The 22,412-nt window shown below is 32.7% G+C and carries 23 protein-coding genes and 1 tRNA gene; 18 read left to right on the top strand and 6 right to left on the bottom strand.

Annotated features, from left to right (window positions below):
- Positions 1-40: 40 nt before the first annotated feature.
- Positions 41-1,501 (bottom strand): T9SS type A sorting domain-containing protein, encoded by a 1,461-nt coding sequence (locus tag AC2A1C_RS10270; RefSeq protein WP_484025622.1) that lies wholly within the window; start codon positions 1,499-1,501, stop codon positions 41-43.
- Between the two features lie 105 nt (positions 1,502-1,606).
- Here AC2A1C_RS10270 and AC2A1C_RS10265 point away from each other — a divergent pair, with 105 nt between their 5' ends.
- A complete protein-coding gene (locus AC2A1C_RS10265; RefSeq protein ID WP_484025621.1) occupies positions 1,607-2,476 on the top strand; it encodes an aldo/keto reductase in 870 nt (289 codons plus the stop codon).
- Positions 2,477-2,478: 2 nt separating this feature from the next.
- Here AC2A1C_RS10265 and AC2A1C_RS10260 read toward each other — a convergent pair whose 3' ends face one another.
- The 5 genes from AC2A1C_RS10260 to AC2A1C_RS10240 all read right to left on the bottom strand — a co-directional run bounded on the left by AC2A1C_RS10260 (position 2,479) and on the right by AC2A1C_RS10240 (position 5,918).
- Positions 2,479-2,955: a BlaI/MecI/CopY family transcriptional regulator gene (locus AC2A1C_RS10260; protein WP_484025620.1), complete on the bottom strand. Its 477-nt coding sequence runs from the start codon at positions 2,953-2,955 to the stop codon at positions 2,479-2,481.
- 20 nt (positions 2,956-2,975) lie between these two features.
- Entirely contained in the window at positions 2,976-3,575 is a 600-nt protein-coding gene (locus tag AC2A1C_RS10255) for a phosphatase PAP2 family protein (RefSeq protein WP_484025619.1), read from the bottom strand.
- Between the two features lie 50 nt (positions 3,576-3,625).
- Positions 3,626-4,468, bottom strand: a complete 843-nt coding sequence (gene prmC, locus AC2A1C_RS10250; RefSeq protein ID WP_484025618.1) for a peptide chain release factor N(5)-glutamine methyltransferase — start codon at positions 4,466-4,468, stop codon at positions 3,626-3,628.
- Between the two features lie 17 nt (positions 4,469-4,485).
- Entirely contained in the window at positions 4,486-5,244 is a 759-nt protein-coding gene (gene yaaA / locus AC2A1C_RS10245) for a peroxide stress protein YaaA (RefSeq protein ID WP_484025617.1), read from the bottom strand.
- A 62-nt stretch (positions 5,245-5,306) separates the two neighbouring features.
- A complete protein-coding gene (locus AC2A1C_RS10240) occupies positions 5,307-5,918 on the bottom strand; it encodes an L-threonylcarbamoyladenylate synthase (RefSeq protein WP_484025616.1) in 612 nt (203 codons plus the stop codon).
- Between the two features lie 89 nt (positions 5,919-6,007).
- Between AC2A1C_RS10240 and AC2A1C_RS10235 the strand changes: the two genes are divergently transcribed.
- From AC2A1C_RS10235 to AC2A1C_RS10155, 17 genes are all read left to right on the top strand, one after another.
- A tRNA-Met gene (locus AC2A1C_RS10235) sits at positions 6,008-6,080 on the top strand.
- 61 nt (positions 6,081-6,141) lie between these two features.
- A complete protein-coding gene (locus AC2A1C_RS10230; protein WP_484025615.1) occupies positions 6,142-6,831 on the top strand; it encodes a class I SAM-dependent methyltransferase in 690 nt (229 codons plus the stop codon).
- A 162-nt stretch (positions 6,832-6,993) separates the two neighbouring features.
- Positions 6,994-7,359 (top strand): BlaI/MecI/CopY family transcriptional regulator, encoded by a 366-nt coding sequence (locus AC2A1C_RS10225; RefSeq protein WP_484025614.1) that lies wholly within the window; start codon positions 6,994-6,996, stop codon positions 7,357-7,359.
- The gene (locus AC2A1C_RS10220) at positions 7,359-9,173 is read left to right on the top strand and encodes a M56 family metallopeptidase (RefSeq protein ID WP_484025613.1); all 1,815 of its coding nucleotides are present in this window, start codon (positions 7,359-7,361) and stop codon (positions 9,171-9,173) included. The genes AC2A1C_RS10225 and AC2A1C_RS10220 overlap by 1 nt, the downstream gene beginning before the upstream one ends.
- Before the next feature lie 76 nt (positions 9,174-9,249).
- The gene (locus AC2A1C_RS10215; protein WP_484025612.1) at positions 9,250-10,089 is read left to right on the top strand and encodes a GLPGLI family protein; all 840 of its coding nucleotides are present in this window, start codon (positions 9,250-9,252) and stop codon (positions 10,087-10,089) included.
- A 13-nt stretch (positions 10,090-10,102) separates the two neighbouring features.
- Positions 10,103-11,005, top strand: a complete 903-nt coding sequence (locus tag AC2A1C_RS10210) for a GLPGLI family protein (protein ID WP_484025611.1) — start codon at positions 10,103-10,105, stop codon at positions 11,003-11,005.
- A 77-nt stretch (positions 11,006-11,082) separates the two neighbouring features.
- Positions 11,083-12,324 carry a T9SS type A sorting domain-containing protein gene (locus AC2A1C_RS10205; RefSeq protein ID WP_484025610.1) on the top strand — a complete coding sequence of 414 codons (1,242 nt, stop codon included), beginning with the start codon at positions 11,083-11,085 and terminating at the stop codon, positions 12,322-12,324.
- A gap of 61 nt (positions 12,325-12,385) precedes the next feature.
- On the top strand, positions 12,386-13,093 hold the full coding sequence (locus AC2A1C_RS10200) for an SDR family oxidoreductase (protein WP_484025609.1): 708 nt from the start codon (positions 12,386-12,388) through the stop codon (positions 13,091-13,093).
- A gap of 105 nt (positions 13,094-13,198) precedes the next feature.
- Positions 13,199-13,945, top strand: a complete 747-nt coding sequence (locus AC2A1C_RS10195) for an electron transfer flavoprotein subunit beta/FixA family protein (protein ID WP_484025608.1) — start codon at positions 13,199-13,201, stop codon at positions 13,943-13,945.
- Between the two features lie 41 nt (positions 13,946-13,986).
- Positions 13,987-14,937: an electron transfer flavoprotein subunit alpha/FixB family protein gene (locus tag AC2A1C_RS10190; protein WP_484025607.1), complete on the top strand. Its 951-nt coding sequence runs from the start codon at positions 13,987-13,989 to the stop codon at positions 14,935-14,937.
- A 220-nt stretch (positions 14,938-15,157) separates the two neighbouring features.
- Entirely contained in the window at positions 15,158-15,757 is a 600-nt protein-coding gene (locus AC2A1C_RS10185) for a bifunctional nuclease family protein (protein WP_484025606.1), read from the top strand.
- A gap of 16 nt (positions 15,758-15,773) precedes the next feature.
- Complete coding sequence (locus AC2A1C_RS10180) at positions 15,774-17,033, top strand: nucleoside permease (protein ID WP_484025605.1); 1,260 nt, start codon at positions 15,774-15,776, stop codon at positions 17,031-17,033.
- A 168-nt stretch (positions 17,034-17,201) separates the two neighbouring features.
- The gene (locus AC2A1C_RS10175) at positions 17,202-17,585 is read left to right on the top strand and encodes a hypothetical protein (protein WP_484025604.1); all 384 of its coding nucleotides are present in this window, start codon (positions 17,202-17,204) and stop codon (positions 17,583-17,585) included.
- A gap of 74 nt (positions 17,586-17,659) precedes the next feature.
- Positions 17,660-18,841: an acetyl-CoA C-acyltransferase gene (locus AC2A1C_RS10170; protein ID WP_484025603.1), complete on the top strand. Its 1,182-nt coding sequence runs from the start codon at positions 17,660-17,662 to the stop codon at positions 18,839-18,841.
- A gap of 98 nt (positions 18,842-18,939) precedes the next feature.
- Positions 18,940-20,424 (top strand): MFS transporter, encoded by a 1,485-nt coding sequence (locus AC2A1C_RS10165; protein WP_484025602.1) that lies wholly within the window; start codon positions 18,940-18,942, stop codon positions 20,422-20,424.
- An 87-nt stretch (positions 20,425-20,511) separates the two neighbouring features.
- Positions 20,512-21,438: a mevalonate kinase family protein gene (locus AC2A1C_RS10160; protein ID WP_484025601.1), complete on the top strand. Its 927-nt coding sequence runs from the start codon at positions 20,512-20,514 to the stop codon at positions 21,436-21,438.
- A gap of 12 nt (positions 21,439-21,450) precedes the next feature.
- Entirely contained in the window at positions 21,451-22,380 is a 930-nt protein-coding gene (locus tag AC2A1C_RS10155) for a UbiA family prenyltransferase (RefSeq protein WP_484025600.1), read from the top strand.
- Positions 22,381-22,412 lie beyond the last annotated feature (32 nt).

Below are 22,412 nucleotides of genomic sequence, written 5' to 3'. Positions count from 1 at the left end.
TTCAGAAATGAGTTGTAGTATAGGTTGTAATTTGTTCTAATTATTTGATGATTATTTTTTCAGATGTTTTCTTTCCTTCGGATTGATAAACCAAAATATATATTCCGGGTGCTAAATGTAAGGAAATCTGATTTTTACCTTTTGCAGCAATTCCAGAATGTACCAATTTTCCGGACATGTCAGAAATACTATAATTTCCTGATTTTTCAGTTTCCAGTATGAAATTTCCGGTACTTGGATTCGGATATATTTGAGCTTTTAAATTTTGAGCCTCAGAAACAGCAAATGTTTGTGCACATAAATATGGAGTATAATCTACCAAACCTAAAGAAGAATTATCGGCATTGTCCCAAACTACTTCTGCCACCATTGCATCTGTAGAAAGTTCGCCCTCTCTCCAGCAATTTCCCACTGCGGAAATAGGCTTGCTCGTGTTATTATAAAGAGCATACGTTACACCTCCGTTTCCATTATTTTTAAAAATATTGTTTCCCGGTGTTGTATCGTCACCCAGATTAGCTCGTGCTGTATTGATAATGGTAACACCCCAAAGATTTCCCCGAATCTGATTTCCTAATATATCAATATCCATAATCAAAGTAGTTCCGCTTCCGGAAAGTGAAATTCCACTTCCCCCATTATTTGGGTTGGTTTCGGTATTGTTGTTTTCTATAATGTTATTGGAAATGCTTCCAGTAGAATTATTTCCGGCAACAGTAATTCCATAACGGTTGTCTCTTATTGTATTTCCTTCAATTTGTACATGGTTTTCCAAACCTAAAAGGGTAGAAGCAGAAATTCCGCCTACTTTATCAAAAGCTCGGTTTCCGATAATAGTATTATTCAAAATTCTTGTAGTTCCTGTTCCGCTTGGTCCCATATTGATTTGCGGACGGTTATTGTTAGTAGTATTATTTCCGTATAGATAATTGAATATGAATAAAGGCGAAACCGTTTGGTTAGCTCCGGAAGAAAATGCAGGATTTGAATTTTCTATAAATTGTGAATTCTGAACAACAGGACTTCCGGTGGAAAAAGAAATAGCACTACCAGTAACAAGACCGGATTTAAAATAACGTACAATGCAATTTTCCATTAAAAAATTTCCGGTATTTACACGGATTCCACCTCCGTATTCCAATGTTGTATTAATAAATTCTCCTGTTGCATTAGTATCAATTAAAATTCCTTTAAAAGGACTAGCCGGATTAGTAGCTGTAATTAGGAAATTATTAGCAGTTGTAAGATATTCACCTAGTACAGTCAATTGAATGTTTGGATCAATTTTTAACGTTGTATCTTCACTAATCCATAAAGTGTCACCAGCAGAAATGGTAACATTAGCTGTCATGGTGTAAAAAGTTCCGTTATTTACTAAAACAGTTGGAGCTGCCGCAGAAAGCGAACTCAATGTATAACTGGTTCCGTTTCCCGGACTTGTGAATTGAGAAAAAAAGAAATTACAAAATAAAAGGAATAATAAAAGATAGATTTTTTTCATACTTAAAATTTTCGCCAAATTTACATCATTATGCTAAAAAGCCAGAATCTAAAATGTTAAAAATTTACTCTAAATAAATTTTACATTTGCATAAAAAGAATAGGTATGAATTTTTCAGAAATCATTATCGGAGTGATGCGTTGGGGAATTTGGGGAGCTAATTTTTCCGCTTCCGAAACTCAGAGATTAATAAAAGTTTGTCTTGAAGAAAAACTTTATACTTTCGATCATGCTGATATTTACGGAGGTTATACCACTGAAGAACTTTTTGGAAATGCTTTTTCAGAAATGAAAATTCCGCGCGAAAATATTCAATTGATCTCCAAATGCGGAATCCAAATGAACAGCGAAAAAAAGAATTATTCTATAAAATCCTATGATTATTCCAAAGAGTATATTCTGAATCAGGTAGATGAAAGTCTGAAAAATCTGAAAACCGATTATCTGGATTTGCTTCTTTTGCATCGTCCGTCTCCATTAATGAATCCTGAAGAAATTGCTGCTGCTTTCGGAATTTTGAGAGCGAATGGAAAAGTTCGGGATTTTGGAGTGAGTAATTTTTTACCTTCGCAATTTGATTTAGTTTCAAAATATTTCCCTTATTTGGTTACCAATCAGGTTGAGATTTCTGTAAACGAAACGAAAGCCTTTTATGACGGAACTTTGGATCAAATGATGATGAAAAAACTGCGACCGACAGCTTGGAGTGTAATGGGAAATTATTTCAGCAATCCCGAAACTGAACAAAATTTGAGAATCAGAAAAATTCTGAAAGAATTATGCGAAAAATATAATGCTGAAGAAAATCAACTGTTGCTTGCATTTCTTTTGAAACATCCATCAAAGATAATTCCCGTAATCGGAACTTCCAAAGCGGGAACCGTTCGAAAATTTAAACAAAGTCTAAATATAGATTTAGAAAGAACCGATTGGTTTAAGATTCTGGAAGCAAGTTTGGGACATGAAGTTCCATAAGTTTACTTTTTCTTCTTTTTGTCTTTCTTCTTTTTCTTTTTTTGTTTTTTGGATTCCGTGAGTTCCTGAATAAATTCGGCTATCGGATTTTCGGTTTTGGTTTTTTCCGTAATGGGAACCATTGTTGTTTTTACTTCAAAAAAATGAGAAAGTTCTTCAGAATTTAGCATTCTTTCTTCTATCAGTGTTTTCACCAAATCTTGCGAAGAGCCTGAAAAATAATGGTCTACCATATTTTTTAATACAAAATTCCGATAGCTTTCAAAAGGAATGGCAATATGATACTTGAAAATTCTACCTTCTTTTTCCGTTCTCAGGAATTTTTTTTCCGCCAAAATTTTCAGATAAGTAGAAATGGTGTTTTGATGCGGTTTTGGTTCCGGATGTTGTTCCATTACGTCTTTCAGGTAGAAAGATTCCATTTTCCAGAAAAGTTGCATCAGTTGTTCTTCTGCATTGGTGAGTGAAGTGATGTGCATAATTTTTTTAAACTAATGGATTATTTCATACTAATCATTACATAAATGTACATAAAAGAAACCAATAAAGCGATAGTTGCTCCCATCAAAACTTCTTTTGGAGTATGTCTTTTCAGGATAATTCTGGTGATTCCGACTAAAATGGCAATAAAAAGCCACCCAATTCCAAATCTTATATCCTGAACAAAAAACAATGCTGCCACAAATACATTGAAAGCAGTATGCATCGAACTTTTTATAAAATAATTGCTGATTTGCATCAGGAACAAAAGAATCGTAATGAATAGCATTACAAAATCAATAGTATCATTTTTAAAATAATCGTAAACCAAATACGCTAAAATAACACCGGCAATAAAGAAATAAAGGCTTTTCCGCTGATTGCGGTTGGAAACATCCATATTCGTATATTTTCCTTTTTTCACGTTCCAAGTGATCCAACCCGTAATTGGAACAATCATAATTAAAAAAATAGGAAGAAAATTAAGAGCAGCATTTTTCAGAGTAAAATTCTTGAGGCTGAAATAAATATAATAAATGAAAAGCGATGTAAGCGGATTAAAAAAATCCGATAGTACTCGGGAAATTTTTAAAATGGTAGGATTTTGAGTGGAAAGCATAGATTAAATTCTAAGTCAAAAATACTTTTTTTAATTGAATCTTATCGAATCTATTTTTTTGCAAATACAATTCGGTCATTTCCCGAAATGTCTTTAATAAGCTCGGTTTTTTGAAAATTCTGAAACAGTTCCAAAGTTTCTTTTCCCAATTTCTGATTGATTTCTAAAAATATAAATCCGTTTTCATTTACATGTTTTTCCGCATCATTTGCAATTTTTCTGTAGAAAACCAAAGTATCGGAAATAGGGGAGAACAAAGCAATTTTAGGTTCAAATTCTTTCACGGAATCTGCAATTTCATCTTTTTCATCAATGCCGATATAAGGCGGATTGGAGATAATGATGTCAAAATTTCCGTTTGGGTTTTCGCTTAAAAAATCCATTTTTATGAAATGGATGTTTACGTCGTGAAAATCAGCATTTTTTTGAGCAATTTTCAATGCTTCTTCGGAAATGTCAATGGCTGAAATTTCTGCTTCCGGAAAGTGTTTTTTCAGAACAATCGGGATAATTCCGCTTCCGGTTCCGATGTCTACTATTTTGATAATTTGAGATTTGCAGTTTGAGATCTTTTCAATGGCAAATTCCAGCAATTCTTCTGTTTCAGGTCTTGGAATTAAAACATTTTCATCAACAAAAAATTTCATTCCGAAAAATTCGGTTTCTCCTAAAATTTGTTGGAAGGGTTTTCCGGTTTTGAGTTGCTCAATATAATCCTTGAAATCATTTTCTTCTGCGGAACTCATTTTCTGATCCATAGAATTTCTGATTTCAATTCTGTTCTTATTCAGTATTTTTTCTGAAAAAATGAAGAAAAGTTCAGAGATTTCGGATTCGGAAAACAATTTATCCAGACCAATTTTGAATAATTCTCTAATCTCTTTTAGTATCATTATTTTTCTTTACTTTTTTATCTCGTAAATACTAATTTTTTGTCGGAAGAAAGTTTCTCGTCAATCAGATAACCTTCATAATTAAAGGCTTTAACATCATTTAAAGTTTTTGCGTTGGTCTCTGCGCAAAAGCGTACAACCAAACCTCTTGCATGTTTGGTGTATACTACAACTGTTTTGGGTTTTCCGCTTTTCATTTCGTAAAAATCGAAGTCAATAACGGGAGCTTTCAATTTATTTCTGTCGATGGCTTTGAAATATTCATTACTCGCCAAATTAAGAACCAGATCTTTGGTTTTCAGTTCGGAGTTGATTTGTTCCGTTACTTTTTCCTTCCAGAAATTATACAGATTTTCATATTGGTCAAATTTGAATTCTCTTCCCATTTCCAAACGATACAGCATGATTTTATCCGAAGGTTTCAACAATCCGTAAAGTCCGGAAAGCATTCTATAATTTTTTTGAAGATAATCTACTGCAGATTTGTCCAATGTTTTTGCATCCAAACCTCTGTACACTTCTCCTACAAAAGCAAACATGGCAGGACAACTTTCTTTGGGTCTTGGATTGGATTTCCATTTTTGGTTGCGTTCCCAGTTTTCATCGGCAAGTTTTGGAGAAATTTCCATAAGTTCTGACAAAAATCCCGGAGATTTTTCTTTCAGGAATGATTGTATAAATTCTGCCTCTTTTATGAATTTTGGAGTGGTTGATTTTAAAAATTCCGTAGAATTTTCAATATTCATCAGTTTTGCAGGTGAGGTTATGATTTTCATAAAATGTTCAAAGTTTAAAGTTGAGTGTTCAAGATTATAACTCGGAATTCTGAATCTTGAATTTAAAGAATTCCTTTTCCCTGCCTAATAATTTCAGGTTCTCCGGAAGTTAAATCTACTATTGTAGAAGCAACATTGTCTCCATATCCGGAATCGATCACAATATCTACAAGATGATCGTATTTTTCGGCGATCAGTTCCGGATCTGTAGAATATTCGATCACCTCATCTTCATCTTTAATGGAAGTGGAAGCAATAGGATGTCCGAGTTTTTCCACGATAAGCTGAGGAACAATATGATCGGGAACACGAATTCCCACCGTTTTATGACCTTTATACGCTAAAGGAAGACTTTTATTGGCTTCCAAAATAAATGTAAAAGGTCCCGGAATATGGCTTTTCAAAAATCGGAAAACGGAAGTATCAATCGGTTTTGTAAATTCCGAAAGGTGACTCAGATCGTTGCATATAATGGAAAATTGTGCTTTCTCAAGTTTCATTTTTTTGATCTGAGCTAGCTTTTCCATCGCTTTGATATCAAAAATATTACAACCTAATGCATAAACGGTATCGGATGGATAAATAATTAATCCTCCTTTTTCAAGAGTTGTAATTATTTCATCTATAAGGTTTTCCTGTGGATTTTTTGGGTATATTTTTAATATTTTTGCCATACGCAAATTTAAGAAAATACATTTGATAAGTAGTTTTTTAAAGAAAATTTGCAGAAATAAAAAAAAGTTGTATATTTGCACCACAATATCGCGGGGTAGAGCAGTAGGTAGCTCGTCGGGCTCATAACCCGGAGGTCGCACGTTCGAGTCGTGTCCCCGCTACTAAGAAAAAACGTTTCAAATTTTTGAAACGTTTTTTTTATTTTTGTAAAAAATCTATTTAATGTCAGATTTACCGGGCAAAGCGATTCATGATTTTTTCTTTGACAAGTCCAGAAAGAAACTTTTTGTTCACGATATTTTTGGACCAAAAGTAGAAATGCCTATTTCTCTTTATTTTCGGGATTATCATAAAATGCCTCATTTGGAAAGAAAAGCATTGGAACTTTGCAAAGGAAAAATTCTGGATATTGGAGCTGGAGCCGGTTCTCATGCTCTGGAACTTCAGAAAAAAAGAATGGAGGTTTGTGCTTTGGAAATATCTTTAAATGCCTGTAAAGTGATAGAAGAAAGGGGAGTGAAAGATGTCGTTTGTAAAGATTTTTTTCAATTTGAAAATCAAAAATTCGATACTTTGCTTTTATTGATGAACGGAATCGGTATTTCTTCAACTCTTAATGGTTTTCGGAAATTTCTGAAAAAATCCGAAGATTTGCTCAACCAAAACGGGCAAATCATTTTTGATTCTTCTGATATTTCTTATATGTACGAAAATTGGAAAATGCCTGAAAAACAGTATTATGGAGAAGTAAAGTGCTGTTATGAATTTGATAAAGAATTCACGGATTGGTTCAATTGGCTATACATAGATCAGGAAACCATGAAATCCATTGCTAAAGAAGAAGGCTGGAAAGCAAAAGTCGTTTTTGAAGACGAAAACGATCAGTATCTTGCTGTACTTTCAAAAAAATAACTAAATTTTATATTTGACTATCAATCAGTTATGTCATTTAATCTTTTATCACTAAAAAAATAGTTGTAATTTCAGAAATAAATTCTACATTTGTATAACTAATTTTTTAGTGATATGAAACGTTCATCGTTTTTATCCTACTAATTTTTAAAATGTGTTGAGATGAAAATTCAGTCATTAACAAAAGCAGAAGAACAGGTAATGCAATATCTCTGGAAAATCGGAAAAGGTTTTCTGAAAGATATTCTGGAAGAATTCCCGGAACCAAAACCACATACCAATACTGTTTCTACAATTCTGAAAGTACTAAAGGAAAAAGATTTTGTAGATTATAATGTATATGGAAGACAGCATGAATATTTTCCCATTATTTCTCAGGAACAATACAGCGGAAAATCCATAAAAAGTCTGGTGAAAAATTATTTTTCAGGATCTTATACTAATGCCGTTTCGTTTTTGGTAGAAAAAAATGAAATGAGTGTGGAAGATCTGGAAATGCTACTGAACGAACTTAAAAATAAAGACTGATGGAAGCGCTTTTATTCTATTTCGGAAAAGTAATTTTAACTTCTGGTGTAATGTATTTGTACTATCAGTTGTTCTTAAAAGATAAAACCTTTCATCATTACAACAGGTTTTACCTTTTGGCTGTGATGCTGGTTTCCTTGCTTTTGCCTTTGCTGAAAGTAAGTTATTTTACGATTGAAGTGAATAATGATATTTATCTGCTAATCAATAAACTAAAACAAACAAATACCAATACTACCGATTATGCTTTCGATTATTTTAAAATTTTTGCTGTTTGCTTTGGATTGGTTTCTGTCTTTCTTTTAGGCAGGCTGATCTTGGGAGTGCTGAAAATTTCCCACTTTAAAAACCGATTTCCGAAGGAAGAATTTGAAGGAATCAATTTCTACCATACGGATCTGAACAATGCTCCATTTTCTTATTTCAGAAATCTTTTCTGGAAGAATTCTATCCTGATAAATTCTGACTTAGGAAAACAAATCCTGAAACACGAAATGGTACACATTGAACAGAAACATACCTTCGACAAAATTTTTATTGAGGTGATAAAGTCTGTTTTCTGGTTCAATCCGTTTTTCTATCTTATTAAAAAAGAAATTCATCTCATACACGAATATCTGGCTGATAAAAAAGCCGTGAAACAATCGGACACGAAGGCATTTGCGCAGATGCTTTTGGCAAGTCATTTTTCCGGAAATATGTTACCTGCAACCAGTCCGTTTCTTAGTTCTAACCTTAAAAAAAGACTTAAAATGCTTAAGAAACCAAAAACAAAATTCAGCTATGCGCGAAGAATTTTTGCACTGCCTTTAGTTTTTGCCATTGCATTTGCTTATCTTGTAAATGCCAAAAACAGAGAGATAAAAGCAACTAATATTGAAATTGAAAAAGCAGTAAGCCAAATCAAAATGGATACGCTGAAACCTAAAAACGATGCTAAAGAATCTGAGGATATTTCAATAACGACGAAAAAAATAGTAAAGGATTTCAAAAAAGATCGAGAAGATATTGCTGATTTAGGAAAATCTCTGAAAGAGAAATCTGCTGAACTTAAAAAGCTATCTCCTAATTCCAAAGAATTTTCTGATAAATTGGATGAAATCAATACTTTAAGTGATAAGATTGGAGATATTGCAAATTCTGATGATTTAAAATATCATATTAAAGTATTTGATGGTGATATGTGGAATCAGGAGGCTTTTCAGGAGGAAATGAAAAAAGTGCAGGAACATTTTAATTCAAAAGAATTTAAAGAACAAATAGCAAAAAATAAAGAATTCTTTAAATCTGATGAATGGAAAAATCAAATGAAATCTTTAGGAAATTTAGAGCTTGAAATGCCTGAAATGCCTGAAATTGCAGAACTACCAGAATTTCCAGAGATGCCAGAATTTTCCTATGGTTTTAATGGAGATGATAATGTAATATATCTTAGAAAGCAAAATGCCAAAATTTCCAAAGATAAAGCAAAACAAATGGCTGAAATAGCAAAGGAAAGTTCCAAAATTGCTAAGAAACAAGCTGAATTAGCCAAAAAACAAGCTGATCTTGTAAAAAAGCAGGCCAAGATAGATGGTAACCAACGAAGAGTAATTATCTTGAACCGTAATGCTCCGAAGAGTCTATTTTTCGATACTAATGATATCAGAAATAGTGATGTTTCAGAGAATACGAAGATTTATATTGATGGAAAACTTTCTACCAAAGAAGATTTGGATAAACTGGATTCCGAAGACATAGAATCCATGAATATTAATAAAAGCAATAATAACGGTAAAGAAACCAGCGAAATAAAAATTCGTACCAAAAAATAGAAATCTTAAAATTGCCAAAGTATAACGCACTTTGGCAATTTTCTTAAATCGTTGATATCTATTAAATAAATCACTTGTGAAGAAAATATATATATGCACTTTTCTATTGTTGAGTTGCCTATTTTTTGGGCAATCACAAAGATTTTTTTATGAATACAAGTTTGTTCCAGATTCTACAAATTCAGCTCTTATAGAAACAGAAATGATGAATTTGGACATTACCAATTCTGGTTCTAAATTTTATAGTTACACGGTTTTTCATTCAGATTCTTTGATGAAGGAAGACTTAGAAAGACAATTAAAAGCTACAGGTTCTATCAACATTGATACCAGTAAAAGAAAGGGAAATATTCGCTATAGTGTTAGCAAAACATACCCGGATTATTCTATTTTTTTTCATACGAAGGTAGCCGCAGATGGTTATAAGGTTCCAGAGAACAGAAAAATGAAATGGAATATTTTCCCTGAAAAATCAAAAATTGGAAACTGGAATGTTCAAAAAGCAGAAACGGATTTTGCAGGCAGACATTGGATAGCTTGGTTCGCTACAGAAATTCCTATTCAGGATGGTCCTTATAAATTTTGCGGTTTGCCAGGAATTATTGTGAAAATTGGCGACCAAACTAAATCTCATATCTATGAACTGAAAGGAATTTCAAAAATAGGAGAACAAGTAATTGAGAATGATGTTTTTAAAATTAATGAAATAGCAGTCACTCCCAAACAGTACGAAAAGGTGGTAAATGATTATGAAAATGACCCAACCAAAGGAATGAAACAAATTTCTATGGGTGGTGTTTCAGTCGTAATGAAGGAGAAAAGTGCAGAAAATGAAAAATTTATGAGAGAAAGAGAAAAAGATATTAAAGAAAAAATCAAAAAAAATAATAATAAAATCGAACTAACTTTTAATTAAAAAAAAATAGAAAATGAAAAAGATTATTGCCTTCATTTTAGCTTTATCAGGTATTGTGATTTTTGCCCAAAATCAAAGATTTTTTTACAATTACAAATTCATTCCCAATTCTGAAGATAGAGCAGATGTAAAAACGGAAATGATGTTTTTGGATGTGGATAAAAATGGTTCAACATACTACAGCCATACTACATTTGTTGCAGATTCTATTGAAAAAGCCGATTTAGAAAAGCAAATAAAATCCGGTACAGGAAATATTAGCATCAAAAAAAAGAAGGATATTGGAAGTATCTCTGATAAAGTGACTAAATCTTATCCGGATTATAAAACTTTTCTTTATACAAGCATTAGTATGGATCAATATAAAGTTGCAGAAGACTCTAAACCGGAATGGAAAATTCTACCCGATAAAGAAAAAATTGGAGAATACAACACCCAAAAAGCAACTACCAGTTTTGGCGGAAGAGAATGGACAGCTTGGTTCACAACCGAAATTCCAATTCAGGATGGACCGTATAAGTTTTATGGTTTGCCCGGATTGATCGTAAAAATAGAAGACAGTACGGCTTCTCATATCATGACACTTGTTGGTAACAAAAAATTTCAACCTGTTGAAGATAAGGATGTTGAATTGCCTGCAAATACAATATCAATTGGATTTAATAAAAAAGAAATTGAAATCTCGGAAAAGCAATTTCAAAAACTATGGAAAGAATATGTGAATGATCCTGCAAAAAATATCAGGGAAATGATGATGAAAAACAATGGAGATGGAAACAGAATGGTTTTCAAAGTAAGAAATAATGATGGCAAAGAATTCTCAGATCCTAATGAAATATATCGCGAAATAGAAAAAAGAACTAAAGAAGGTTTAGCAAAAAACAACAACCGTATCGAACCGGAATTGTATAAATAGTAATGTTAAAGTTTAGAATATCTTTTTGTAGTTATAATATAATTGATAATTTAGCCTTAAAATTAAAAATTTATTAAATGAAAAAACTTTTATTTATTGGAGTCTTAAGTTTGTCAAATTTATTTTTTGCACAAACTGAAAGAGAAATTGCAAATACTAATTTAAAAGAATTATCCGCTGGAAAACCGGGATTTATAACAAATGCTAATCACAATGCTAAAAGTCCAAGTGCAGTTATTATTACACCTCTAAGCCAGACTATTTCCTCAGGTTCAGCTATTACTGCTATTACATCTACTCCTGCTATTGCTGAAAGTTATACAAAATTAGATGCTATTACGGGAGGAGCGGGAACTTATCTTGGAGTTGCTAATAATGGAATTTTTTTTGATATTACCAATTCCGGAACATCGCCTTTAAGGGTTACTGCATTAGATTTTGCTTCTTATGCAGCAAGTACAACTACAACAACTACTTCAACAGCTTTTACAATTTATAAAACTACCACTGCAAGTACTGCAGTAGGAAATTATACAAATTCTGCTGCTTGGACAATGTTGGCAAACCCTACATTTAATTTTCCTGCCACAACTATGAATTCGGGATATTTGCTTACAACTTATTTAGATGCTAATGAATTTGTTTTAGCAGCAGGACAATCTGTTGGCATGTATATCGTATGCAACAATTCTTCTGCAACATCAGGGTTCAAACTTGCATACAGAACTAGCGCTACTACAGGAGCTCCAATTACTGATGGTACACTTACAGTGACGCACAGAGTTCGTGGTAATGACTTATTTAGTACTGATAATGTTGCAAGAGGATTTTATGGAAAAATATCTTATTATAATGGCTATATTGGTACTTGGTCAAGAGACAATACAACGAATGTTACAGGAACTGCAAATGCCGGAGATGCTGATAGCTCAGTAACTTCACCAGCTTTCCCTATTTCTGGAAGTTTAACGAATAATACAGCTACAGATCAAACAGTGAATTATACTATTTCTTACTTTGATGTAGATAATAACGCTTATGAAGAAACAGCTGTAGTTACAGTTTTAGCACCATCATTTGCGACAAGTGACGTTAATAAAAGCATATTAAAAATTAGCCCTAATCCGGTATCGGATATAATTAAGATTTCAACATCAGATAAAGTGAAATCTATCGAGATTAAAGATATGCAAGGTAGAAAATTAGGTTCATTTAAACCATCAGATGCTATAGATGTAAGAAATCTTTCTAAAGGACTTTACTTGATTTCTATTGAAACTGATAAAGGAATCCAAACTTTAAAATTCATAAAAAAATAATTTAACAATATTTTAGAATCATATAGCGCCTCTTTTGAGGCGTTTTTTTATCTTTATAAATATGAAAAATAAAGTTGTATATATTACAGGAGGAACCAAAGGAATTGGTTTCGGGATAGCAGAAGTTTTGCTTAAAAATGATTACAAAGTTGCCATCAGTGGCAGAAAACAAGAAGATGTGGACGCAGCAGTCTTGGAACTTGGAAAAATTTCAGAAGAAGTTTTTGGGGTACGTTCCGATGTCAGAAATCCGGAAGATGAGAAAAATGCAGTTTCTAAAATTTTAGAAAAATTCGGAAGTTTGGATATTGTGATTGCCAATGCCGGATTAGGGATTTTCAAATCTGTTGATGAGCTTTCTTTTGAAGAATGGAATGCCATGATAGAAACCAATCTTACCGGTTGTTTTTATACCTTAAAAGCATCTGTAGAAGAATTGAAAAAATCAGAGGGATATTATGTTACGATCTCAAGTTTAGCAGGAACTAACTTTTTTGAGTACGGTTCCGGTTATAATGCTTCAAAATTTGGTGTAGTTGGTTTTACCCAAGCTGCAATGATGGATTTAAGGAAATATAATATTAAAGTTTCTACTATAATGCCCGGTTCGGTTTCTACATATTTTAATAATAATGTTCCTTCGGAAAAAGACGATTGGAAGATACAGCCAGAAGATTTGGGGAATTTAATTCTTGATATTCTGAATATGAATCCTCGTGCATTGCCGAGTAAAATTGAGATTCGCCCTTCAAGACCGAATAATAAATAGTTTTTGTATATTTCAATGCTTTAAATAATAAATTTTCAAAAATGTTATGCATGCATAATATTTTAATTTTTATCTTTACGAAAATTAAATAACATATTTCTCACAATGAAAATATTAGTTTGTATCAGTAGTGTTCCGGATACTACTTCTAAAATTAACTTTACAGCAGACAAATCTGCATTCGACAAAAACGGAATTCAGTGGGTTATCAATCCTCTTGACGAATTTGCACTTACAAAAGCGATTAAATTGCAGGAATCCAAAGGAGCAACTGTAACCGTTGTAAATGTTGGTGGTGTAGAAACCGAACCCGTAATCAGAAAAGCATTGGCAATTGGTGCAAATGATGCAGTAAGAGTAAATGTAGAACCAAAAGACAGCTTTTCTACGGCAAAAGAAATTGCAAATGTTGCACAAAACGGAGGATACGATTTAATTCTTTGCGGAAAAGAATCTATTGATTACAACGGTGGTTCAGTTCCGGGAATGGTAGCGCAACTTTTAGCGAAACCTTTCGTGAATGCTTCCGTAGGTTTAGAAGTAGAAGGTTCCGAAGCTAAAGTTGTTCGTGAAATTGAAGGTGGAAAAGAAACCATTTCTGTAAATCTTCCTGCTGTAATTGCCGGTCAAAAAGGTTTAGTAGACGAAAAAGAGCTGATTATTCCTAATATGAGAGGAATTATGTCTGCAAGAACAAAACCTCTTCAGGTTGTAGAGCCCGTTTCTACAGAAGTGAAAGTTCAGGGAGTTTCCTTTGATAGTGTTCCGCCAAGAGCAGCTGTCAAAATTGTTTCAGCAGATAATCTGGATGAGTTAGTAAGACTACTTCACGAAGAAGCAAAAGTTATCTAATATTTTAATAATTAAATTTTTTAATCTTTAAATTAAAAAAAATGGCAGTATTCGTATACGCAGAAAATATAAACGGAGTTTACAAAAAAGCAGCTTTTGAAGCGGTTTCTTATGCTAAAGCTATTGCAGATCAATCAGAAGATTCAGTAACTGCAATTTCTGTAAATCCAACCGATTCTTCAGATTTATTGTATAAATATGGAGCATCCAATGTCATCAATATTAAAGACGAAGGTCTTAAAAGTTTCTCAGCAAAAGCATTTGCTCAGGCTATCAGTGAAGTTGCAAATGGAAATACTATTGTTTTTCCTCATACTACAGATGCATCTTCAATAGCTCCAATGTTGGCAGTAATGAAAAATTATTCCTTAATCACCAATGCTTTGGCAGCTCCGGAAAGTCTTTCTCCGTTTCAGGTGAAAAGAAAAGCCTTCTCAGGAAAAGGATTCATGCATGCAAAAGCAGAAGGAAATGGTGTGATCGTAACTGTTTCCCAAAACGCTTTCGGTGTGAAGGAAAATGGAGTTTCAGGTTCGGAAGAAGTTAAAAATCTATCTGTAGCTAATGATGATACCAAAGTTCTTTCTCATGAGCAAAGTTCAGGAAAATTAGACCTGAAAGAAGCAGAAATCGTAGTATCAGCAGGAAGAGGAATGAAAGGGCCTGAAAATTGGGGAATGATTGAAAATTTGGCCAATGTTTTGGGAGCGGCAACCGCTTGTTCCAAACCGGTTTCGGATATTGGATGGAGACCTCACACTGAACACGTTGGACAAACCGGAAAAGCAATTTCTCCAAATCTTTATATTGCAGTAGGAATTTCGGGAGCTATTCAGCATTTGGCAGGAGTCAATTCTTCAAAAACAATTGTCGTGATTAATAATGATGCGGAAGCACCTTTCTTCAAATCCGCAGATTATGGAGTAGTAGGAGACGCTTTCCAGATTATTCCGGCTCTTACAGAGAAAATTAAAGCTTTGAAAAATCATTGATTTTTTTAATATAATAGAATCCGGAATTATTAAGTTCCGGATTTTTTATTTGGGCAGCTTAATCCGTCTTCCGCTCCCGCTTTTTTGCTCATCGTTCCTCTTCACAAAAAGAGCTCCGCTCAAGCCGGGCTGCAAAATGACGATAAAAATTTGATAATCAGTAGAGAATAAAACCTTCAAACAAATTCCTTTTATTTTAAGGAAAATTTTATATTTGTGTATGGATTATAAAAGATTAGTAATACGCGGTATTTCATATAGCCAAACCCAATCTGGCGCTTATGCATTATTGCTGGAAGAAGAAGAAACCAATATAAAACTTCCGGTAGTAATAGGAAATTTCGAGGCTCAGTCTATTTCATTAGGTTTAGAAAAAGATATACATCCTCCACGTCCTTTGACACATGATTTATTCACAAAATTTGTAACTTCAACTAACTATAATCTGGAGTCTGTCATTATCTATCAGATTGTAGATGGAGTATTTTTTTCTAACTTAAATTTTAAAAATAAAGCTAACGGAGAAGAGCTGATTCTGGATGCAAGAACTTCTGATGCAGTAGCAATGGCAGTGCGTTTTGATGCGCCTATTTTCACTACTCAACAAGTTCTGAATGATGCCGGTATTCTTCTTGATTTGGAAGAAACACCAAAACAGGAAAGTTCATTGACAGAAGGAGGCGGCCCAGAAAGCGATTTGCAGCATACTTCCATGGAAGAATTGCAACAATTATTAGAAGAAGCGGTAAGAGACGAAGATTTTGATTCTGCTCTGGAAATTCAGGAGGAAATAAAGAGAAGAAAAAAGAAGATAGATTAAAAAAATCAAAAACTATATGAATTTAAAACTACGTTTAACAATACTGAGTTTTCTTCAGTTTTTTGTTTGGGGAGCTTGGCTTATTACTATTGGAGTTTATTGGTTTGGAAACAAACAATGGGGAGGTGCAGAATTTGGAGCAGTATTTTCTACCTTGGGAATATCTTCCATTATTATGCCTGCACTTACAGGAATTATAGCAGACAGATGGATCAATGCTGAAAAATTGTACGGAATTTTGCATATTCTCTATGGAGTTGTTTTGTTTTTTCTACCACAGGTAAATGATCCTAATCAGTTTTTTTGGGTAATGCTTGTAGCTATGTTTTTTTATATGCCTACTATTTCGTTATCTAATTCCATTGCATATTATATCTTAAAGAACAATAATTATGATGTGGTAAAAGTTTTTCCACCGATCAGAGTTTGGGGAACTGTAGGTTTTATCGTAGCAATGTGGACTACCAATCTTTCTGGGAATAAGGCTTCTGAAAACCAATTTTATATTGCAGCTCTTTTTGCTATTCTTTTGGGGATTTATTCTTTTACTCTACCAAAATGTCCACCACAAAATTCAATTCCTAAAAATGCAACTATTTTAGAAAAACTTGGATTGAATTCGCTTTCATTGTTTGGAAACGGAAAAATGGCATTGTTTTTTATATTCTCAATGTTTTTGGGTGCTGCATTGCAATTAACCAATATGTATGGAGATACTTTTCTTTCAGATTTTGAAAAAGATCCATTGTATAAGGATAGTTTTGTAGTAAAATATTCTACCATCATTATGTCGATTTCACAGATTTCAGAGACATTATTTATCCTTGCAATTCCTTTCTTTTTAAAGAAATTTGGAATTAAAAAAGTAATGCTTATTTCTATGTTTGCTTGGGTGGTTCGTTTTGCATTTTTTGCTTATGGGGTTCCGGAAGGTTTTGGATTGGCATTAATTATTTTGTCTTGTATTGTTTATGGAATGGCTTTCGATTTTTTCAATATTTCAGGATCTTTGTTTGTAGAAACGACTACTGATTTTAAGATTAGATCTTCTGCACAAGGTCTATTTATGATGATGACTAATGGCTTTGGTGCAATGATGGGAAGTTTAGTAAGCGGGTGGCTTATTCAGAAATATTTTACTCATGCAAACGGAGACAAAATGTGGCATGAAATCTGGCTTTATTTTGCTGGATATGCTCTAATAATTGCGATTTTATTTGCCCTTTTCTTTAAGCACAAGCACAATCCTGAAGATGTTGCAGGAGTTTCTCATTAAAATTTTATATGATATCTGAAAATGGTGTCCATTGCTTAATAAAAAAGGAATTTTAATAAGAATTCATATTTTTAATTTAAATTGTAAAATTCATAAAATCAATTACTTATAATAATTTAAAACACACTTTTGAAAGTGTGTTTTTTTTTGTACTTTCCCAAAATATATATGAAAAACATTCAATTATTCGGGTTTATTTTGGTAGTGGCAGGAAGTTTTTTGCCTTTAGTACATATTCCTTTAGTTGGAAACTGGAACTATTTTGATGTAGACCATTATCTTGCCATCATTTGTTGGATTTTTAGCTTTCTCGCTTTATTGGGTATACTTACAGACAAGCAGGTTTTGGTAAAGTTTTCGTCCATACTATTGCTTTTGCTTTTTGTATTTACCATTATTGCGGTAAAATTCAAATCTTTGGATTTTTTCAATTTTCTTCCATTCAAATCTTGGAAAGAATTTGCAGCCGGAATCGTAAAACTAAGTTGGGGTTGGTTATTAGAATTTTCCGGAGCAGTTGTGATGCTTTTAGCAAAGAAAAATAATTCTTAAAATATAAAAATACTACTAAAATTAAAAAGAAACCGAAAGGTTACACGTGACAAAAAAATAATAAATATCTAAACATGAAAGAAGTATTCATTGTATCAGCAGCCAGAACTCCGATGGGAAGTTTTATGGGAAGTTTATCTGCAATTCCGGCTCCAAAATTGGGAGAAATTGCTGTAAAAGGTGCATTATCAAAAATCAATCTTGATCCGAATCAGGTTCAGGAAATCTATATGGGAAATGTTTTGCAAGCAGGAGAAGGACAAGCTCCGGCTCGTCAGGTTGCTTTAGGAGCAGGATTAGCAAAAGAAATTTCTTCAACAGCTATTAATAAAGTTTGCGCTTCCGGGATGAAAGCTGTAACAATGGGAGCACAAGCAATAAAAGCCGGAGATATTGACGTTATTGTTGCAGGTGGGATGGAAAATATGTCGATGGTTCCGCATTATTACAATGCAAGAGTTTCTGCAAAATTAGGAGATGTAAAAATGCAGGACGGAATGTTACTAGATGGTCTCACCGATGTTTACAATAAAGTTCACATGGGAGTTTGTGCAGAAAAGTGTGCGAAAGATTACGATATTTCCAGAGAAGATCAGGATAATTTTGCAATAGAATCTTACAAACGTTCTGCAAAAGCCTGGAGTGAAGGAAAATTTAAGGAAGAAGTAGTTCCAGTGGAAATTCCGCAAAGAAAAGGAGAGCCAATTATTTTTGCCGAAGATGAAGAATATAAGAATGTAAATTTCGATAAAATTTCCACTTTGCCAACAGTTTTCCAAAAAGAAAACGGAACGGTAACCGCAGCCAATGCTTCCACTTTAAATGACGGAGCTTCTGCATTGATTTTGATGTCTAAAGAAAAAATGGAAGAATTAGGAGTAAAACCTTTGGCAAAAATCGTTTCTTATGCAGATGCAGCACAAGATCCGATAGATTTTACAACATCTCCTTCCAAAGCCTTGCCTATCGCTTTGAAAAAGGCAAATTTAGAAATTTCTGATATCGATTTTTTTGAATTTAATGAAGCGTTTTCTGTGGTCGGTTTAGCAAATAACAAAATTTTAGGATTGGATGCTACAAAAGTAAATGTGAATGGAGGTGCCGTTTCATTAGGACATCCACTTGGAAGTTCCGGTTCCAGAATTATTGTAACACTTATCAATGTTCTGAAACAAAACAACGGAAAATATGGAGCCGCAGCCATTTGTAATGGAGGTGGCGGTGCAACAGCGATTGTAATTGAGAATCTGCAATAAGATTTTTTTTGAATCTAAATAAAACCATTAAGAAAAAATGATTTTTTAATCATTATCTTAATGGTTTTTTTATTTTTGTCTAATTAATTTTCAAACGAATGTCAGAAAACGAAAACCTGCCAAACCAGAATATCAAGAATGATCCGAAAATTATGAAAGCATGGGCTTTCTATGATTGGGCGAATTCCGTTTATTCTCTTGTAATAACTTCAACAATATTTCCTATTTATTATTCCATTATTACTACAGCTTATGAAAAAAAGGAATATGTAAAAGAAACAGGACAATGGATTGATGTTCCTGTCCGCAATCTCATCAGTATTTTCGGAAAAGAATATCAACCAGATGCTATTTATGGATTTTCACTCACCATTTCTTTTTTAATAGTGGTATTTCTGTCGCCTTTTTTATCTTCATTAGCTGATACTATTGGAAATAAAAAATCTTTTTTACAATTTTTCTGTTATTTAGGAGCTACTTCTTGTATGGGATTGGCGATGTTTACAGGAATGGAAAATGTTTTTCTTGGGATTTTGTTCAGTATTACAGCGAGTGTTGGTTTCTGGGGAAGTTTGGTATTTTACAATTCCTTTTTACCAGATATTGCAACTCCGGACAAGCAGGATGCGCTTTCTGCAAAAGGATATGTGTATGGATATATAGGTTCTGTAATTTTAGTAATTATTTGTTTGGTACTTATTCAGGTTTTTGCAAAAACTCCGGAACAAGCTAAAATATATACCAGAATAAGTTTCCTTTTAACAGGAGCTTGGTGGTTTGGTTTTTCTCAATATACATTTAAACATCTTCCACAATTTGGAAATGTAAAAGACAAATTACCAAAAGATTTAGTTCTTTTAAATTACAAAAATATTTTCAAAAATCACGAAAATCAGGGTGGTATTTGGGAAGTTTTTAAAGACAATATCAGTTTCTATCTTGATGTAGGCAAGGAAAGTTTTAAAGAACTCTTCAAAGTAGGAAATAAACTTTTTGAAAATCGTAATCTTAAATTTTTTCTTTCCGCTTTTTTCTTTTATAGTGTAGGTATGCAAACTATTTTCCTGATGGCAACATTATTTGGTAAAAGCGAGATCAATCTGGCTCAGGATAAATTGATTTTGACATTATTGGTGATTCAGATTGAAGCGATCATCGGAGCATTATTTTTCTCGTGGCTTTCCAAAAAAATAGGGAATAAAAATGTGATTTCCATTACTGTAATTTTGTGGATTGTAGCTTGTCTATCAGCGTATTATCTTAATAAAGAAAATCCTAATGTAGAATATCAGTTTTACGGTGTTGCTGCTATTGTAGGTTTGGTGATGGGTGGTTTGCAGGCAATGTCTCGTTCTACATATTCCAAACTTTTGCCGGAAGATTCTATGGATAATACTACATTTTTCAGTTTTTATGATGTATTGGAAAAGTTGGCAATTATTTTAGGAACATTCATTTTTTCTACCATGATTGAGAAATATCATAATATGAGATTTTCGGCTTTATCCATGTCAATATTTTTTGCAATAGGATTAATTTTAATTCGTTTTGTGAATTCCAAAATTTTGGACGGTAAAAAATAGTTGATTCAAATTTAGTATTGGTTTAAAATTTGCTGAAAGTCAATCAAATAAATTTTTGTAACTTTGCAAAACAAAACAGATAACTGGATGAAAAACCCTTTATTCTATGCAAAAATTCTTCTTTTCGGAGAATATGGGATTATTGAAGATTCCCAAGGATTGACTTTACCGTATAGTTTTTATAAAGGGACGTTGAAATTTTCTGATCTTAGTTCCGATTTTGAAAAGAAATCAAATTTTCATTTACAAAAATATTCGGATTATCTTTCTGATCTTGAATTGCCGGTAGATTTTCGTATTGATATCTCTGAGCTTAAGAATGATCTTAAAAAAGGACTTTTCTTTGATTCCAATATTCCGCAAGGATATGGAGTAGGAAGTTCCGGAGCTTTGGTTGCTGCAATTTTTGAAAAATATTCTTTAAAAAAATATTCACCGAATAGCATTTCCAAAGAAGAATTGAAAAATCTGAAAAAGGTTTTTGGGCTTTTAGAAAGTTATTTTCATGGAAAAAGTTCAGGAATTGATCCATTAATCTGTTATATGAATCTGCCAATTCTTATTGAAAATAAAGAGAATGTAGACCGTGTTTCCATTCCGAAGAGTGAAGAAGGAAAAGGAGCAATTTTCCTTATTGATTCCGGTGCAGTAGGTGAAACTGGTCCAATGGTGCAGATTTTTTTCGAAAAGATGAAAACGGAAGGTTTCCGCAAAACTCTGAAAGAAGAATTTATTCGATATAATAATGCTTGTATTGATGCTTTTTTGAAAAAAGACATGAATCCTTTTTTCAAAAATCTAAAAAAACTTTCAGTTTGGGCTTATGAACATTTTAGTCCAATGATTCCTGAAAATCTTTTCAATGCATGGAAAAAAGGTCTTGATACCAATGCATATTATCTTAAACTTTGCGGAAGCGGAGGTGGAGGTTATATTTTAGGCTTCACGAAAGATTATTCCAAAGCAGAAAAAATGTTGGAAGGTTTCAATAAAGAAGTGATTTACAGATTTTAAAACAGATAGGAAATGGATTCTGCAAAAGAAAATTTCCGATCTCAAAATTCCGGGTACAAATCAATATTATACAGACTGTCACAACTAGTCGGTTTCCTTTTGGGAGCTCGGGTTTTTGTTGTTATTATTTTAGCTTTTGCATTATATGTTTCCACTTTTTTCCTTTTCAATCAGGAGGAAAGTTTGCGAAATTTTGTTTTTGATTTTAAAGTTCATGGGATTATTTTTTGTACACTTTTAAGCATTCTTGCGGGCGGAATCATCAATCAGTTTTATGATCGGGAAAAAGACAAAATCACTAAACCTTTTCGCAGTAAAATTCAAAGTTTCCTAAAACAGAAATATTTTCTTTACGCTTATCTTTCATTGAATTTGGTTTCTCTTGGGATTTCCTGGATGATTTCTTATCGGGTTTTTATTTATCTTTTGATTTACCAGTTTGTAATGTGGTTTTATAGCCATAAATTGTCTAAAATTCTGATTCTTAATAATCTCACATTTGTTGCTCTTACTTTATATCCATTTTTTGGAATGTTGGTGTATTACAGAACGTTTTCAGTGAAAATTTTCTTTATGGCGATTTTCTTGTTTTTGATTTTATTAATTATTGATATACTGAAAGATACACTTACCAAAAATGCAGATAAAGTTTTTGGTTATACTACAATTCCCAATTTTTTTGGAAGTAATATTTCAAAATTAGTATTGGTGATCCTTCAAATTATTTTGTATAGTATATCCATGTTGCTTATTAATGAGAAAGGATTGCGAAGTATAAATGGCTATTATTTTGCAGCAAGTCTTTTCATTATTGTTTTGACAATACATCTTACAACCAATACTTTTAAGAATTCTAATTTTTTTGCTGTAAATATTCTTAGAATTTGGATTTTCATTGGGATTTTGTCTATGTTATTAAACGGAATTTTTGCTAAATTCTAATTCTGGAAACTTTTTAAGTACATTGCATAATA

It is taken from the genome of Chryseobacterium sp. HNCC26DJ241 (assembly GCF_057180505.1).
This window is presented reverse-complemented; position numbering and strand designations above follow the sequence as displayed.

Excerpts from the sequence above, each read along its gene's own strand:
- AC2A1C_RS10220 (WP_484025613.1), top strand. The coding sequence starts at position 7,359 with ATGGAAGCGCTTTTATTCTATTTCGGAAAAGTAATTTTAACTTCTGGT.
- AC2A1C_RS10210 (WP_484025611.1), top strand. The coding sequence starts at position 10,103 with ATGAAAAAGATTATTGCCTTCATTTTAGCTTTATCAGGTATTGTGATT.
- AC2A1C_RS10265 (WP_484025621.1), top strand. The coding sequence starts at position 1,607 with ATGAATTTTTCAGAAATCATTATCGGAGTGATGCGTTGGGGAATTTGG.
- AC2A1C_RS10225 (WP_484025614.1), top strand. The coding sequence starts at position 6,994 with ATGAAAATTCAGTCATTAACAAAAGCAGAAGAACAGGTAATGCAATAT.
- AC2A1C_RS10230 (WP_484025615.1), top strand. The coding sequence starts at position 6,142 with ATGTCAGATTTACCGGGCAAAGCGATTCATGATTTTTTCTTTGACAAG.
- AC2A1C_RS10260 (WP_484025620.1), bottom strand. The coding sequence starts at position 2,955 with ATGCACATCACTTCACTCACCAATGCAGAAGAACAACTGATGCAACTT.
- AC2A1C_RS10205 (WP_484025610.1), top strand. The coding sequence starts at position 11,083 with ATGAAAAAACTTTTATTTATTGGAGTCTTAAGTTTGTCAAATTTATTT.
- AC2A1C_RS10165 (WP_484025602.1), top strand. The coding sequence starts at position 18,940 with ATGTCAGAAAACGAAAACCTGCCAAACCAGAATATCAAGAATGATCCG.
- yaaA (WP_484025617.1), bottom strand. The coding sequence starts at position 5,244 with ATGAAAATCATAACCTCACCTGCAAAACTGATGAATATTGAAAATTCT.
- AC2A1C_RS10195 (WP_484025608.1), top strand. The coding sequence starts at position 13,199 with ATGAAAATATTAGTTTGTATCAGTAGTGTTCCGGATACTACTTCTAAA.
- AC2A1C_RS10255 (WP_484025619.1), bottom strand. The coding sequence starts at position 3,575 with ATGCTTTCCACTCAAAATCCTACCATTTTAAAAATTTCCCGAGTACTA.
- AC2A1C_RS10160 (WP_484025601.1), top strand. The coding sequence starts at position 20,512 with ATGAAAAACCCTTTATTCTATGCAAAAATTCTTCTTTTCGGAGAATAT.
- AC2A1C_RS10240 (WP_484025616.1), bottom strand. The coding sequence starts at position 5,918 with ATGGCAAAAATATTAAAAATATACCCAAAAAATCCACAGGAAAACCTT.
- AC2A1C_RS10175 (WP_484025604.1), top strand. The coding sequence starts at position 17,202 with ATGAAAAACATTCAATTATTCGGGTTTATTTTGGTAGTGGCAGGAAGT.
- AC2A1C_RS10155 (WP_484025600.1), top strand. The coding sequence starts at position 21,451 with ATGGATTCTGCAAAAGAAAATTTCCGATCTCAAAATTCCGGGTACAAA.
- prmC (WP_484025618.1), bottom strand. The coding sequence starts at position 4,468 with ATGATACTAAAAGAGATTAGAGAATTATTCAAAATTGGTCTGGATAAA.
- AC2A1C_RS10185 (WP_484025606.1), top strand. The coding sequence starts at position 15,158 with ATGGATTATAAAAGATTAGTAATACGCGGTATTTCATATAGCCAAACC.
- AC2A1C_RS10200 (WP_484025609.1), top strand. The coding sequence starts at position 12,386 with ATGAAAAATAAAGTTGTATATATTACAGGAGGAACCAAAGGAATTGGT.
- AC2A1C_RS10180 (WP_484025605.1), top strand. The coding sequence starts at position 15,774 with ATGAATTTAAAACTACGTTTAACAATACTGAGTTTTCTTCAGTTTTTT.
- AC2A1C_RS10170 (WP_484025603.1), top strand. The coding sequence starts at position 17,660 with ATGAAAGAAGTATTCATTGTATCAGCAGCCAGAACTCCGATGGGAAGT.
- AC2A1C_RS10270 (WP_484025622.1), bottom strand. The coding sequence starts at position 1,501 with ATGAAAAAAATCTATCTTTTATTATTCCTTTTATTTTGTAATTTCTTT.
- AC2A1C_RS10190 (WP_484025607.1), top strand. The coding sequence starts at position 13,987 with ATGGCAGTATTCGTATACGCAGAAAATATAAACGGAGTTTACAAAAAA.